Below are 13,977 nucleotides of genomic sequence, written 5' to 3'. Positions count from 1 at the left end.
GGGTGGTCCGGCTAGGGCCCTGCGGCGGCGGTTTGTGAGGTGGTTGCGGTCCGTTCCCCACGGTCGCGTCGTCAGCCCCAAGGGGTACAGCGCCGAACCCCGGGAGTAAAGTCCGCGCGCTGCGGTCAGGCGGGCAGGTGGCGGTCGCGTACAGCGCGAACTTGACTCCCGAGAACCGGCACTGTAGGCAAAGCCCTGCCGACGCGACCGAGGGGAACGAACCGAAAACCAACCGGAAGAAGAGCAACCGAAGGGCCCGTAGACGCAGGCTGGTGATGCCGCTGCCGGTGAGGGCGTGGCGGCGGGCCGTTCGTCAGCTGGTCGAGAACATGCCCGAGTGCGGTATGCAGTATCCGGTATGCCCTATGCGGCAACGGATCGGCCGTGCTCTCGGCTGCCAGCCGCCGACTGCCGACATCGCCCGGCGCGCACCTTGCTATCCGCCAGCATCGGCCTTGGCGGCCAGGCGAGCCCGCGCCCGCGCCCGCATCTGCACTCGCACTCGCACTCGCCAGCCTAGAATGCGCACTCTCGGGACTGCCGCGCTGCCACGCGCTGGACCGGCGGCCGAACTCGCCGAGTCGCCGGTACCGAACCACCAGTTTTGTACTTCTCCGGCTGGTTTTCGGTTTGTTCCCCTCGGTCGCGTCGGCAGGGCTTTGCCTACAGTGCCGGTGGCCGGGAGTCAAGTTCGCGCTATACAAACCGCAGCTTGCAGCCCCGACCGCAACGGCGCGGACTTTACTCCCGGACACCGGTGCTGTACCCCTTGGGGCTGACGACGCGACCGTGGGGAACGAACCGCACCACCTCACAAACCGCCAGCGCAGGGCCCTGACCGGACCACCCTATGGAGCAGCGCCAGTTCCCCGAGGGAGCCAAGAGCCCCCGCCGGAGGCGCCGGGCTCTTCACCATAGCTTTTGACCTTGATCTGGCTCTTGATCTTGATCTTGCCCTTGTTCCGACTTGCCGGAGTCGAAGAGGCCTGAGGCGGGGCGGGGTCGTGAACGCGAAAACCGGCAGCCGACGAACACACCCGCCGCCCCGAACCCCGAACCGGCACAACTATGACCGAAGGCCGTAAAAAGCTTCTAAAACCCACAGCGCAGCCGCAACCCGGCCCGCAAACTCCAGCCCTCGAAAAAGATCCGCACCCCGAACCGGACCAGCACGACTAACCGTCATCGCCGACTCCACGTCACCATGGGCGTATGGACTCCATTGACGCGGCCGAGTTGGCGCTGAGCCTGCCTGAAGTCGACCCCAGCCGGGCGAGTATCGCGCGGATCTATGACTTTTGGCTCGGCGGTTCGCAGAACTTCGAAGCTGACCGGGAGGCCGGTCGGCGTGCGGCGGAGGCGTTGCCGACCTTGCCGGCCTGGGCTCGGGCTAATCGGGCGTTCCTGCGGCACGTCGTCGATGAGCTGGTCACCACGTATGGCATCCGGCAGTTCCTCGACCTCGGGTCTGGTGTTCCCACGGCTGGCAATGTGCATGAAGTCGCCCAGGCTGCCGCTCCGGGGGCCACGGTCGTCTACATCGACATGGATCCGGTCGCGATCGCCCACGCTCGGGCTCTGCTCGCCGACAACCCCACTGCGCATGCGGCGCTGGCCGATCTTCGTGAGCCGCAGGCTGTGCTGGACCATCCGGTGGTGCGCGAGAACATCGACTGGGGCAAGCCGGTCGCCGTGCTGATGTTCGCGGTGCTGCACTTCATCCCGGATGATGCCGAGGCCGCGCGGATTGTGCGGGCGTTCATGGAGCCGTGCGGGCCGGGCAGCTATCTCGCGATCTCGCACGGCAGCCATGATCGCTCCGCTTTGGCGGCGCAGCAGCAGGCGGCCCGGAACTATTTGCAGTTCACCGGCGTGCCGTTCACGCCCCGATCCGCCGAGCAGGTCGCGCCGTGGCTGACCGGCCTGGAGATCCAGCCGCCGGGCCTGGTCGACGTGGACGTCTGGCTGCCGAGCCTGAAAGACGGCGACACTCCGAACGTGCCCAGCCTCGGCGTTCTCGCCCGGAAGGGAGCGGGAGCCGGGGGAGCGGGGACCGGGTGATCGGAAGTCGGGGGAGCGGGAACCGGTCGGTGACCTGCCGAGCGGTCGACTACGGACCGAACCAGCGTTGCAGTGCCTGCTGGATGCCGTCGGTGTGATCGTGGGCGGTGGTCTGGAGCCAGGCGGCGTGGCCGTCCGGACGGAGCAGGACGGCACGCAGGTCGGGGTGGTCCGGGCAGGCGGCGCGGATGACGTCGACGCGGTCACCCCATCCCCGTGCCGACTCGCTGATGTCGGATCCTTCGGTCAGGTCGAGTAGGACTCCGCGACCGGGGGTCAGGAGGGTGACGAGGTCGGTGGCTCCGGTTTTGGTGCTGGTTTTGGTGCCGGTGCCGGTGCTGGTGCTGGTGTCGGTGGTCAGCGCGAGGTTGGGGCACAGCTTGCCGAGCCAGGGATGGTCGCCGTCGGGCAGCATGTCGTATCGGGTGTCCAGGCCCGTGACGGTCTCGACGAAGGCGCGGTTGCCGGCCGGGTGCGCGGCGACGCGAGTGAGCAGGTCGACCAGCGGCCTGAGCCGGCCGTCGGCCTCGGCCTCGGTCCCGGCTTCGGCGAGGAGGACTTGGGCCCGGGTGTTCGCCAGCACCCGCGCACCGGCCGCGTGCCGCTCGGTGTGGTAGCTGGCGAGCAGGTCCGTCGGGGCGGTGCCGCGGACGGTGGCGGCGAGTTTCCAGCCGAGGTTGAAGGCGTCGTCCAGGGCGACGTTGACGCCGATCGCCCCGGCCGGCGGGTGGATGTGCGCGGCGTCCCCGGCCAGGAGGATCCGGCCCCGCGCGTATTCGGCGGCCTGCCGGGCCGCGTCGCCGAAGCGCGTCAGCCAGCGTGCGGCCCGCAGCTCGACGTGCCGGCCGAGCGCGGTGTCGACGGCGTTCTGCAACAGGCTCAGCGGGACGGGTGTGTCCTTGTCCGCCGGGGGATCCTGGTCCGCGGTGATGATCCGTACGTAGCCGGGGCGGGGGATGGCGAACACCGTGCCGCCCGGGCCGTCGGTGGCGCCGAACGGCAGCGCCGCGGGATCGGCGAGTTCGACGTCGCCGAGCAGGGTGTGGCGGGTCGCGGCGGTGCCGGGGAAGTCGATGCCGGCCAGTTTGCGGACAGTGCTGCGGCCGCCGTCGCAGCCGACCAGATACGCGGCGCGGACTCGGTACTCGCCGGCACCGGTGGCGACGGTGGGGGTGTCGGCGACGGTGGAGGTGGCGATAGTGGCGGTCACGAACTGGTCGTCCTGATGCAGGGCACGGAGTTCGTGGCCGCGCCGGATGTCGGCACCCAGGCTGACGGCGTGGGCCTCAAGGATCTCCTCGACGCGTGTCTGCGGGATGCCGAGGGTGAAGGGATGGTCGGTGTGGGACCCGGCGAGGTGGAACGTCACCGGCAGGCCCGAGACGGCGGCGTTCGGGACCTGCCAGCCCTCGCTGACGAACCGGTCGGCGAGTCCGCGGCGCGCGAGTAGATCCAGGGCGCGGGCGTTGAGATTGAAGCCCCGGCAGAAGTCCGGCCGCCGGGCATGGCGCTCGACTACGACCGTGTCGACGCCGGCCAGCCGGAGTTCGGCGGCGAGTAGCAGCCCGGCCGGTCCGGCTCCGACGATCAGTACCTCGGTGGATGTGGGCAGTGCCTCGGTCGCGGGTGTCGGTACCTCGGCCATCGCCGTCGGGGCGGTACCCGCTGCTATCTCACTCATCGCTCGGATCCGTTCCCGTCATCGGCTGCCGACCAAGTCCAGCCCTGCTCGGTACGCTCGACCCGAGGCCAGGCCAGGCGGCCGTCGCCGATCTCGGCGACGGTCCGCCGGGTCCAGTCGAGCTCGGCCTGCCAGGCGTGCAGTGCGCACTCGACCTCGATCATGAACAGCCGCGGGACCGCGCCGGAGCCGACCGTCTCGTCGAGTACTGCCTGGGTCTGCTCAATCCGCTGGACCAGATGCCCGGCACGCTCGGTCAACGCGTCCGCCGCGCCGTCCGGCCCGAGGGCACCGAGGTAGGAGACGGCGGCGAGGAACTTCGGGTACTCGGCGATCGGCGTGCGCACGAGTTCGTCGACCCAGCGCACGAATTCCGCCTGGCCGAGCTCTGTCGGCGCGTACACGGTCCGCTCCGGCCGCCGGCCGTCGCGCGCCGTCTCCACCGGCTCGATCCATCCGTGCCGGACCAGCGCCTCGACCGTGTCGTACAACGACCCCGAGTTGACCTTGAAGCTGCCGTCCTTGTGGCGCTCCCGCAGGGTGGAGGCCATCTCGTAGGGGTGCATCGACTGTTCCTGCAACAGCCCGAGCACCGCCAACGCCAACGGGTTGGAGACCTTGCGTCTCGCCATCAACATCACCGATCCCTAATAGTCGGAACCGACTATATCTCGGAACCGGCTCTGTCTCGGAGTCGGCTACGTCTCGGGAACCGGCTCGGGGGCCGCTTTCGGTGGCAACTGCTGCGCGGCAGGTGCTGCGCGGCGGGGTTGCGAGCGCTGTCGTCCGAGCAGGACTCCGCCGATCACCAGCGCTAGCCCGCACCACTGACGCGTACCAAGCGCTTCGCCGGCCAGCAGAGTGCCCAGCAGCACGCCGGTCAGGGGATTGAGTAACCCGAGCAGGCCCACGGTTCCGGCCGACAGGTGCCGCAGCCCGCCGAACCACAGGGCGAAGGCGAGTGCGGTCGCCACCAAGGTGGCGTACCCGAACGCCAGCACCACGCTCGGCTTCGCCACGGGCGGCGCCCCTTCGGCGATGACGGCGAGCGGAAGGAGTGCCAGGCCGCCGACTGTGAGCTGCCACGCCGTCATGGCCAGCGGGTCCGCGCCGTCGCGCCAGCGCGCTGAGAGCACGTAGCCGACTGTGGAGGTGAGCATCGCCGCCGCGGAGGCCAGGACGCCCGGCAGGCTGACCTTCTCCCCGGCGCCGCCCAGCAGCATCAGAGCTACTCCGGCTAGGCCTGCCACGGCGCCGATCAGGTGGGCGCGCGTCGCCCGCTGTCCGGCCAGCATCCAGGCGATCAGCAGCATCGCCAGCGGCGAGGCGGCCATGACTGTCGAGGCGATGCTGGTCGGCAGGAGCGTGGAGGCTATGTAGACCAGGACGAAGAACGTGGCGGTGTTCAGCAGGCCGAGGACGGCAGAGCGCCACCACCACCGGCCGTGGGGTCGGCGGCGGGCGATGGCCAACAGGACGAGTCCGGCCGGTAGCGCGCGCAGGGTGGCTCCCCACAGTGGCCGGTCCGCCGGCAGGTAGGCATGGGCGACGTAGTAGTTGGCGCCCCAGGCGATCGGCGGGATCGCGGTCAGCACGGTCCAGCGGGTACTAGCTTCCATGGAAGTTAATATAGCTTCCGTGGAAGTTATGCCGGTAGGGTGAGGTTGTGGACCAGCAGAGGGAGCAAGCGGCGGAGGCTGGATCAGAAGGCTTAGGGGCCGGGTCGGCCGATAGCGGTATGGCGAGCGCGCCCGCCGATCGCGTGGCCGCGATCCAGGCCGAGTGGCGCCGCGAGCGGCCCGATCTCGACGTCTCCCCGCAGGCCGTGATCGGCCGCCTGCACCGGCTGGCGGCGCGCCTGACCGCTGAGCTGCGCGTGGTCTACGAACGTTTCGGGCTCGGCGAGGGCGAGTTCGACGTGCTGGCCGCGTTGCGCCGGGCGGGCGCCCCCTTCGAGCGGGCCCCGGGTGAGCTCGCCGCACACACGATGGTGACCACGGGCGCGATGACCAAGCGGATCGACCGCCTGGAGCGCGCCGGGCTCGTCACCCGCCGTCGTACCGCGGAGGACGGACGGGGCCGCATGGTCGCCCTCACCGAAGCCGGCCGTCGGCTGATCGACGAGGCTTTCGCCGCGCATATGCGCAATGAGCACCGGCTTCTCGGGCTGCTCGCGGGTGAGGAACAAGAAGCGCTTGAGAGGCTGCTCACCGACTGGCAGGAGCGTCTTGACGGCGGGACCGGCCATCGAGTTGAGGGGGTGGAGGGCAACGGTTGAGGGCGATCTGGTCTCAGAGGCTAAAGGCGCTGCAAGGCCTGCCTAGTCCTGGGACCCTCGTGCGTCTGCGAACATTGACTCGATCGCCGCGATGACCGCCTCCGGCTGCTCCAGCATCGCGAGGTGGCCGCCGGGGACGATGGCCGTGGGCTGCGACGCCGGGCCGAGCCGCCGTCCCGCGGACAGCGGAAGGATGTGGTTGGACGCGGCCCAGACGGTCAGTACCGGCACCTTGGCATCGGTATCGGCATCGGCATTGACATCAGCGACGGGGTCGGCGGCCGTGAAGCTTCGCATGTTGGCCGCCAGGCTCATCAGGACTCGGTTCTGGGCCCGGTCGCGGTAGCGTCCGCGAAGGTCGGCGAGGATGGCGGGGTCGACGCGCGCCGGGTCGACGAAGTGCGTCCGCTGGAAGACCCGGCCGCTGATCGCGGCGGGCACTGGCAGCCGGCCGAGCAGCTTCGCCGCCAGCGCGCTGCGCCGTGCCAGGCCGATGAAGGGGCCCAGGGCGCCGCGGGCGACGGTGTCGGGTGTCAGGATATTGATGGCGACGACCTGCTTCACGCGCTCGGGCGCGCCGGCCGCGTAACGCAGCGCGGTCGCGGCGCCGATGCAGTTGCCGACCAGGGTCACGGCGCGCAGATCCAAGTGTTCGATGAGGGCGCTGAGCATGCGTACGTAGAGACCGAGCGTGTAGTCCACGCGCGGCTTGGCCGACGCGCCGTAGCCGAGCATGTCCGGCGCGATGACGTCGTGCGTGGCGGCGAAGTACTCGAACTGCGGTGTCCAGACGCGGTGTGTGGTCCCGCCGTTGTGCAGGAACACGATCGGCTCGCCTGACCCGGCTCGCAGGTAGCTGATGTCGTGGCCCTCGAAGCGGAAGCTGTCCATGCGGCCCACTGTCGCAAAGCCCGTTCACAAGGCGCGCACAGCCGCTTCACACCCCAGCCGCTTCACACCCCAGCCGCTTCACACCCCAGCCGCTTCACACCCCAGCGGCTTCACACCCAGCCGCTTCACGCCCCGACGGATCCAGGCGAGGTTCGAGTGGACCAGCCAGCAGTCTTGGCCGCTACTCCCGTGGCTTGGCCGTAGCCGCCTGTAGCCACGCCAGAGTGGCCGCAACCAGGCACAAGCCGACGATCATCAGGGCCCAGAAGAACACCAGGAAGTCGGCCAGGGTGCCGACCGGCGGGGTGTTCGGCATGCCGTTGCGGATACCGGGGATCGCGAACAGCGTGGCGGCCAGTGAGGCCAGGGTGGTGAACTCGACCTTGTGCAGGTGGATGGCGCGCACGACCATCGCCACGTTCACCACCACCAGCAGGCCCAGGACGGTCATCAGGCCGAACGCCATGATGAGCACCGAGGTGGAGCGGCCGGCGTCGATGTCCAGGATCACGTCGCCCGTCGCGGCCGTCGGCGACATGCGCGGGGCCAGCTTCCAGTCGTCGACCGAGGAGATCCAGGTGGTGGCGATCGGCACCGGGGCCCCGGCGGCGTCGTAGGCGCGGACGTCGAGGGTGAAGGTGTGGTGGTCCAACGGGTAGTGCGCGGTCTCGCCGAGGGCGTCCAGGGTGACGTCCTTGGTCGGGATCAACTGCCCTGCCGGGTTCTCCTGGGGCTTGGCCCCGCCGACGTCGTTGGTGACGATCGTGACCGGCCGGGCCAAGGTCCCGCGTGCGGCGCCGGCCCAGGAGCCCTCGGGCGTGAATTTCAGGCGCAGCTTGTAGGAGTTCATGACCGGGTCGATGGTCAGCACGTTGACTTCCATTTGCAGCCGGTCAACGGCCGCCCCGCCGGCCGGCGGGAAGGTCTCGCGCTGTGCTCCGCCGGAGTGCACGAAGCTGGTGATGACGACCACGTACAGCGCGGTCAGCGCCGCCAGTCCCGCGATCGCGATCGGCAGCCAGCTGCGTTGGGACTTACCTGTGTTCTGCTGTTCCACAACCGTCCCGTGTCCGTCGTCTCCGTCAGGAAGCCGCAGCGTGCGGCCATGATCACGGTAAAGGCGCGGACGGTGAACCTCGGCGGCGGCGCCTTCCGGAGCCGGACAGGTTCACCCGATCGAGTGAACCAATCGCAGTGCCCTGCGTGTCCCCCTTCGGGGGGCGTGAACGCCGCGAACAACTGGAACTTCACCGCCGCCGCCGTGTGTCTCCAGGAGGTGGCCGTGGTCCCCGTCCTCGGTGACTGGGTCGGCGACCACGCCAACAACTGCTCGAACGGAAACGTGGTGGGCCTGGTGAAGACCCTGGCGGAGACGTCCTAGCCTGGACGCCCCGCATGTGATTCGGAGTCGCGGCATCACCCGGCGGGCGCGCCCTTCGCGAAAGTTCCGGCCGAGCGATCGGCGCGCCCACTCCTTCCGGTGATCCGAACGTGCCTGCTGCATATGCCCGCTATCGGCGTGAAAAGGCTGATATGGGTGGGCGCGCAGCAGCGGAGCCCCACCACGCCGAGGAACAGCAGCGCGGGAGGGACTATGCCGAAGTTCATGATCGTCGGTGACTCCATCACCGAGGGCAGCACAGGTGACTACACCTGGCGCTATCGCTTGTGGAAGCACCTGAAGGCGAACGAGGTCTCCGAGGCGCACTTCGTCGGGCCGCGCCAAGGGCTCGACGACCTCACGCAGGCCCAGGCGAACGAGGACAGCGAGCAGTACGCCGACCCCGATTTCGACAACCACCACCTGGCCCTGTGGGGGCAGCCGTTCACCGCCGTCATGGAGGGCATCGGGAACTACGTGACTGACTGCGACCCGGACGTCGTGGTCACCCTGCTGGGGATCAACGACTTCGCGTGGTACGGCGAAACAGCCTTCCAGGTCGAACAGGACGTGCGGATCTACATCGCCGAAGCCCGACGGAAGAAGGCCAACCTGGGCTTCGTCTTCGGACGGGTGCTCCCCACCCAGCGCGGCGCGCAGGACGCGGAGTTCGCCGCCCGGGTCAACGACTTCAACACCCGGCTGGAATCCCTCGCCCAGGAACTGAGTCTGCCGTTCTCCCCGGTCGTGGTGGCCGAGGACGACGACGGCTTCGACCCCGCACTCCACACCTGGGACGGCACCCACCCCAACAGCCACGGCGAGATACGCATCGCCGCCGCCTTCGCCGACGCCCTGGCCGGCAGATTCGGCCTGGGATCGCCATACCCCCGGCCGCTGCCCGAGGTGACGGACGTGGCGAAGAACGTTGACACCGGCGCGGCCTGACCAGCCGCAGCCGTAGCACCGTGACCGAGCACGGATAGCACGGATAGCACGGATAGCACGGATAGCACAGGCCGTAACACCGCGATCGAGCAATCGAGCACAGACTCGGCACCCCTGCTCAACCTTGAAGCCGTGATGACGGCCCAGGGTGGGCAGGGGGTCCAAGCGGCTTGCCGGGCAGGCGCTTGTCCAGCCAGGCCGCCGCCGCGGCGAGCGCGACGAACAGCAGGCAGATCCAAAGACCGTTGAGGATCACCCGCAGGTAGCCCAGGGCGTGCACGTCCGCGAACGGATAGGGGTACCAGTTCGAGGACAGCGGGCCGCGGATGGCGGTGAAGGCCATGTAGGCGAGTGGATACAGGACGGTCAGTGTCACGACCCGCGGTGAGGTCAGGCCGCGGGGGCCGAACGCCAACCAGCCGAGTACCGCCAGGATCGGGACCACCAGGTGCAGGAGTCTGTCGGCGACCAGGGCCCAGGTGTCGAGTTCGAGCAGATTGTTGAGCGCGACGTGGTAGACGAGGCCGGTCACCGCGATCGCGACCACCCCGATCAGCCTGAACACCCGGAACACGGTCGAGGTCCGGCTCGGATTGAGGGCGAGCAGCAGGCACGTGCCGCCGACGATCAGGTTCGACTGGACAGTGAAGAACGCGAGGACGTTCAGAGCCCGTCCCGCCGGGCTGCCGCCGAAGGTCTGGAACGGCTCGCCGGTGGCGGCGAGTACGGGCATGTTGTTCCGCCAGGCCAGAATCATCTGCACGACGACGCCGACCACGACGCATGCCGCGGTTCCCGCGAACCAGGGGCGTGCCCACTTCGTTCCCATATCCGGACAATATTCGCTCCGCGCCGCGGCCACGGGGGACACGCCCGAGACAGATCGCCCCGGCCGACACAGATCGCCGGCCGAGACAGATCGCCGGCCGAGGCGATCAGCAGGCAGAGGCAGACGCTCGCCCCGGCCGACTAACCGCCCCCGCACCAGCGTGGACGAGATTCACGTCCATACATGGCCCCGCAGCTGACCGCCGCAGAGGTCAGTCGGACCAGTCGATGTCAGTCGGGGTCAGTCGGTCCAGTTGCGCTTGATGAACGCGGCGGCGGAGTTCAGGGCCTGGTCCGCGTCGTCGAGGATCGCGGCGAAGCCCTGGAAGACGTGCGGGACCTCGGGCCAGACCTGGAGTTCCACGGGGACGTCGTGCTCTCCGGCGCGGGCGGCGAGCCGGACGGCGTCGTCGAGCAGGATCTCGTGCGAGCCGACTTGGATGAGGAGCGGGGGCAGGCCGGTGAGGTCGGCGAAGATCGGGCTGGCCAGCGGGGTGGCGGGGTCGCGGATGCCGAGGTAGTCGCGCGCCCTGGTGCGCAGTGCTTCGGGGGTGAGGGCCGGGTCGAGGGCGGCCTTGCCGGTCGCGCTCGGTCCGGACACGGTCAGATCGGTCCAGGGGGAGAAGACGGCGGCCGAGGAGGGCAGCGGGACACCGGCGTCCTTGAGGGCGACGAGGGTTGCCGCGACCAGGCCGCCGCCGGCTGATTCGCCCACGAAGGCGATGCGGGAGCTGGGCACACCCTGGTCGAGCAGTGCGCGGTAGGCGGCGACCGCGTCGTCGACGGCCGCGGGGAACGGGTGCTCGGGGGCGAGGCGGTAGTCGACGGATATCGCCCGGGCCCCGACGCGGCGGGCGAGGTCTGAGGCCAGGCCCACGGAGTCGGGTGCGGATCCGAGGGCGTATGCGCCGCCGTGCAGGTAGAGGAGCACGGCCGACGGATCGAGCTGGGAGGTCTCGACGATCACGACGGGAACGCCGCCGAGTTCGTCCTGCTTGGCTGAGACGTCGTCGGGCAGGGGAGCGGAGGCGATCATCTCGTGGAAGATCGTGCGCTGTTCGGCGACATCGCCACCGATGTCGAGCGGGCCGTGCCGCAGGATCTCGTCGAGGGCTTGGCGCTGCTGTTGCGTCACGGTGAGGCCTTTCAGGGGGTTTGGGGGTTCGGCGCGACGGCGGGGATGATGATCATCGCGCCGTGCTTTACGGGACGAGCAGGACCTTGCCGTGGATACCGCCGCCGGCGCTGAGTTCGTGGACCGCGGCGGCCTCGGACAGGGGCCGGGTGGCACTGATCTCGACGGCCAGTTCTCCGGCGTCGACCAGTTTGGCGAGTTCGGCCAGCTGCTCGGCGTCGCCCCGCATTTGCATGGCGACGGTCCGCACGGCGCGGGCCGGGTCGCCGGTGGCGGGCGTGGCCGTGGTGACGATCACCCCGCCGTCCCGGATCAGCCCGGTCAGGGCTTCGATGTCTGATTCGGGGCCGGCGACGAGGCTGAGCACGACATCGACGGGCTCGCTGATCGCCTCGGCCAGGGTGGTCGCGGTGTAGTCGATGATCTCGTCCGCTCCGTGCGCGCGGACCGCCTCGGCGCTGCGCGGACTCGCGGTCGCGATGACGTGGGCCCCGGCCCGCTTGGCGAGCTGGACGGCGTACCCGCCGACGCCGCCGCCCGCGCCGTTGATCAGGATCCGGGCGCCCGGCTGGATCTGCGCCTGCTCGAACAGCGCCTGCCACGCGGTCAGGGCCGCCGCCGGCAGCGCGGCCGCGTCCTGGAGCGGGATGCTCGTCGGCGCCGCGGCCAGGGCGTCGGCCGGTGTGGCCACGAACTCGGCCGCCGCCCCGTCCCGGACCATCGACAGGAACCCGAACACCGCGTCCCCGACCTTCCAGCGCGTCACCCCCTCGCCGAGGGCGGCGACCCGGCCGGCCACGTCCAGGCCCGGGATGTGCGGGAGCGAGATCGGGAAGACCTGCTGTAGGTAGCCCGCGCGGATCCCGGCGTCGGCCGGGTTGAACGAGGTCGCCGCGACCTCGATGAGGACCTCGCCCGCCGCGGGCTCGGGCCGGTCGGCCTCCTCGTAGTGCAGCACGCCGGGGTCGCCGTATGCGTGGAATCGGATCGCCTTCATCGGAGCCTCCACTCCTCAGTGCTTCGAATTCGAAGCTGATCTGATGCTAGACGTGTTTCGATTTCGAAGCAAGTAGACTGGGCCGCATGCCCGACGCCACACCCCTGGACCCCGAGCAGTTCGCCGCCTACTTCGCTCTGATGGAGGTCGGCAACCTGCTCCAGCACGCCGTCGACCAGCAACTCCGCGACGAGGGCGGCCTGAGCTTCATCCAGTTCCAAATCCTCGCCGTGCTCAGCGAGGCCACCGGGGGGCGGGGGCGGATGACCGACGTGGCGGACCGGCTCGTGCACAGCCGCAGTGGGCTGACGTATCAGGTCTCCCAGTTGGCCGAAGCGGGTCTGGTGGCCAAGGAGGCTTCGGCCGAAGACGAGCGCGGCGTCGTCGTCACGCTCACCGCGCAGGGCCGCGACCTGCTCGACCGGGTGATGCCCGGTCATATCGAGGTCGTGCGGCGCGTGCTGTTCACGCCGCTGGGCGACGGGGACGTCGCAGAGCTCGGCGACGTCCTCGGGAGGATCCGGGCGCACATGCGGACGCTTCCGCCCCGCTCAGCGGCGCCGCGTCGCAGGCGCGGCGAGGCGAGCGGGGCGTCGGACAAGCGCTGACCGCGGACGGACGGCTGACCGTGCACGGCGGCTGATCGTGCACGGACAGCTGATCGTGGACGGGCGGCTCAGCGCGGCGGTCCGACGATGACGTTGCCGTACTTGGCAGCCAGACCCGGATCCGGCTTGACCTCGAAGCCGGGCGGGCGCGGCGTGGACTTGTCCCGGCCGGTCTCGCGGAACATCCCCTCGATCCCGGCCGGCGTGTTGATCATCAGCAGGTCGGCCCGCTTGGAGGTGATGCGGTAGCCGTGCGGGATGTTCCGGGGCAGGTAGACGACGCCGCCCTCGGCGAGCTCGTATTCCTGGTCGTCGCACCAGACCAGCGCGGTGCCCTTGATCAGCAAGAAGACCTCGTCCTCGCGGGTGTGCTTGTGATACGGCGGCGCCTCACCTTCGGCGACGTCGAAGCGCCCGATCATCAGTTGCCCGTCGGTGGCCTTGCCGTCGAGCAGCATCGCGAGGGTGCCGCCGTCGAGCCATTCGAGGTTCTGCTGCTGTTCCGGTTGCGCGAGGTAGGCCATGCTCATGGATCGCTCCGTTCGGATCGTTGAGGTTCGGGTTCGGGTTCGGGTTCGGGCTCAGGTCCGGGGACGCTCGTGCAGGCGCAGCGTCGAGGGATGTGCGCGGTCGTGATGGTAGGTGTCGGTGCCCACCTTGGTCCCGTAGAAGTGGGTCATCGGCGCGTCGGCGATCAGCGAGTCCTGATTCGTGATCTCCAGCCGGATCCGATCACCCGCTCTGGCGAGGAAGGACATCGGCAGCAGCTCGACGCGCAGTTCGTAGATCTCGCCGGGGGTGAGGGGCTCGACTTGCGTATGCCGGTGGAACGGGCGCATGTCGTGGGTCAGTTCCGGGTCTTCGGCGCGGTGTGAGGCGCGCAGCCAGCCTTGGCTGACCTTGATCGGCTGTCCCGTACCGGCACCGCCATCGCCATCAGCGTCGGCGGGCAGGAGCGAGACCTTCACGAAGACGTCGAGGTCGCTCTGGTCGGTGGAGGCGAACAGCGTCAGCACGCCGTGGCCGGTGAACTCGCGGTCGCTCGCCATCGGCGCGGTGGTGAAGGTGTTGACGCGGGCGACGTGATCGGGCACGCCACGGTCGTCGAACACGGTGACCCCCGCCGCCCACCGCGGATCCGGGTAGGACCACGAAGTCGAATCCTGATC

The 13,977-nt window shown here is 69.6% G+C and carries 15 protein-coding genes; 5 read left to right on the top strand and 10 right to left on the bottom strand.

Annotation, left to right across the window (positions count from 1 at the left end; genetic code table 11):
- Nucleotides 1–1,212 precede the first annotated feature (1,212 nt).
- Nucleotides 1,213–2,061 (top strand): SAM-dependent methyltransferase, encoded by an 849-nt coding sequence (locus IZR01_RS41385; protein WP_194897996.1) that lies wholly within the window; start codon nucleotides 1,213–1,215, stop codon nucleotides 2,059–2,061.
- A 49-nt stretch (nucleotides 2,062–2,110) separates the two neighbouring features.
- On the opposite strand, the gene IZR01_RS41380 is transcribed toward IZR01_RS41385, so the two are convergent.
- The 3 genes from IZR01_RS41380 to IZR01_RS41370 all read right to left on the bottom strand — a co-directional run bounded on the left by IZR01_RS41380 (nucleotide 2,111) and on the right by IZR01_RS41370 (nucleotide 5,361).
- Nucleotides 2,111–3,706, bottom strand: coding sequence for an FAD-dependent monooxygenase (locus IZR01_RS41380; protein WP_194927024.1), 1,596 nt, complete (start codon nucleotides 3,704–3,706; stop codon nucleotides 2,111–2,113).
- Between the two features lie 32 nt (nucleotides 3,707–3,738).
- A complete protein-coding gene (locus IZR01_RS41375; protein WP_194897997.1) occupies nucleotides 3,739–4,374 on the bottom strand; it encodes a PadR family transcriptional regulator in 636 nt (211 codons plus the stop codon).
- A gap of 66 nt (nucleotides 4,375–4,440) precedes the next feature.
- Entirely contained in the window at nucleotides 4,441–5,361 is a 921-nt protein-coding gene (locus IZR01_RS41370; RefSeq protein ID WP_194897998.1) for a DMT family transporter, read from the bottom strand.
- A 119-nt stretch (nucleotides 5,362–5,480) separates the two neighbouring features.
- Here IZR01_RS41370 and IZR01_RS41365 point away from each other — a divergent pair, with 119 nt between their 5' ends.
- A complete protein-coding gene (locus IZR01_RS41365) occupies nucleotides 5,481–6,020 on the top strand; it encodes a MarR family winged helix-turn-helix transcriptional regulator (RefSeq protein ID WP_194927023.1) in 540 nt (179 codons plus the stop codon).
- A gap of 42 nt (nucleotides 6,021–6,062) precedes the next feature.
- Here IZR01_RS41365 and IZR01_RS41360 read toward each other — a convergent pair whose 3' ends face one another.
- Together IZR01_RS41360 and IZR01_RS41355 are read right to left on the bottom strand one after the other, a co-directional pair.
- On the bottom strand, nucleotides 6,063–6,911 hold the full coding sequence (locus tag IZR01_RS41360) for an alpha/beta fold hydrolase (RefSeq protein ID WP_194927022.1): 849 nt from the start codon (nucleotides 6,909–6,911) through the stop codon (nucleotides 6,063–6,065).
- Between the two features lie 181 nt (nucleotides 6,912–7,092).
- Nucleotides 7,093–7,968, bottom strand: coding sequence for a DUF4436 family protein (locus IZR01_RS41355; RefSeq protein ID WP_194898001.1), 876 nt, complete (start codon nucleotides 7,966–7,968; stop codon nucleotides 7,093–7,095).
- 123 nt (nucleotides 7,969–8,091) lie between these two features.
- On the opposite strand from IZR01_RS41355, the gene IZR01_RS41350 reads away from it, so the two are divergent.
- Together IZR01_RS41350 and IZR01_RS41345 are read left to right on the top strand one after the other, a co-directional pair.
- Nucleotides 8,092–8,292: a hypothetical protein gene (locus IZR01_RS41350; RefSeq protein WP_194927021.1), complete on the top strand. Its 201-nt coding sequence runs from the start codon at nucleotides 8,092–8,094 to the stop codon at nucleotides 8,290–8,292.
- A 213-nt stretch (nucleotides 8,293–8,505) separates the two neighbouring features.
- The gene (locus IZR01_RS41345; RefSeq protein WP_194898002.1) at nucleotides 8,506–9,240 is read left to right on the top strand and encodes a GDSL-type esterase/lipase family protein; all 735 of its coding nucleotides are present in this window, start codon (nucleotides 8,506–8,508) and stop codon (nucleotides 9,238–9,240) included.
- A 118-nt stretch (nucleotides 9,241–9,358) separates the two neighbouring features.
- On the opposite strand, the gene IZR01_RS41340 is transcribed toward IZR01_RS41345, so the two are convergent.
- The 3 genes from IZR01_RS41340 to IZR01_RS41330 form a co-directional block, all read right to left on the bottom strand.
- Entirely contained in the window at nucleotides 9,359–10,069 is a 711-nt protein-coding gene (locus IZR01_RS41340) for a Pr6Pr family membrane protein (protein ID WP_194927020.1), read from the bottom strand.
- A 240-nt stretch (nucleotides 10,070–10,309) separates the two neighbouring features.
- A complete protein-coding gene (locus tag IZR01_RS41335; RefSeq protein ID WP_194927019.1) occupies nucleotides 10,310–11,203 on the bottom strand; it encodes an alpha/beta hydrolase in 894 nt (297 codons plus the stop codon).
- Nucleotides 11,204–11,270: 67 nt separating this feature from the next.
- Nucleotides 11,271–12,200, bottom strand: coding sequence for an NADP-dependent oxidoreductase (locus IZR01_RS41330; protein ID WP_194927018.1), 930 nt, complete (start codon nucleotides 12,198–12,200; stop codon nucleotides 11,271–11,273).
- 86 nt (nucleotides 12,201–12,286) lie between these two features.
- Here IZR01_RS41330 and IZR01_RS41325 point away from each other — a divergent pair, with 86 nt between their 5' ends.
- Entirely contained in the window at nucleotides 12,287–12,808 is a 522-nt protein-coding gene (locus IZR01_RS41325; RefSeq protein WP_194898006.1) for a MarR family winged helix-turn-helix transcriptional regulator, read from the top strand.
- A 68-nt stretch (nucleotides 12,809–12,876) separates the two neighbouring features.
- Here the strand turns inward: IZR01_RS41325 and IZR01_RS41320 are convergent, their stop codons facing one another.
- Together IZR01_RS41320 and IZR01_RS41315 are read right to left on the bottom strand one after the other, a co-directional pair.
- Nucleotides 12,877–13,338: a cupin domain-containing protein gene (locus tag IZR01_RS41320; protein WP_194898007.1), complete on the bottom strand. Its 462-nt coding sequence runs from the start codon at nucleotides 13,336–13,338 to the stop codon at nucleotides 12,877–12,879.
- 51 nt (nucleotides 13,339–13,389) lie between these two features.
- The coding region (locus IZR01_RS41315; RefSeq protein ID WP_228561174.1) for a CocE/NonD family hydrolase C-terminal non-catalytic domain-containing protein at nucleotides 13,390–13,977 on the bottom strand (588 nt) is incomplete at its 5' end.

The sequence above is a fragment of the Catenulispora pinisilvae genome (assembly GCF_015356865.1).
Lineage (GTDB): Bacteria > Actinomycetota > Actinomycetes > Streptomycetales > Catenulisporaceae > Catenulispora > Catenulispora pinisilvae.
Note: the sequence above shows the minus strand (reverse complement) of the source record. Positions and strands in the feature narration are given on the sequence as shown.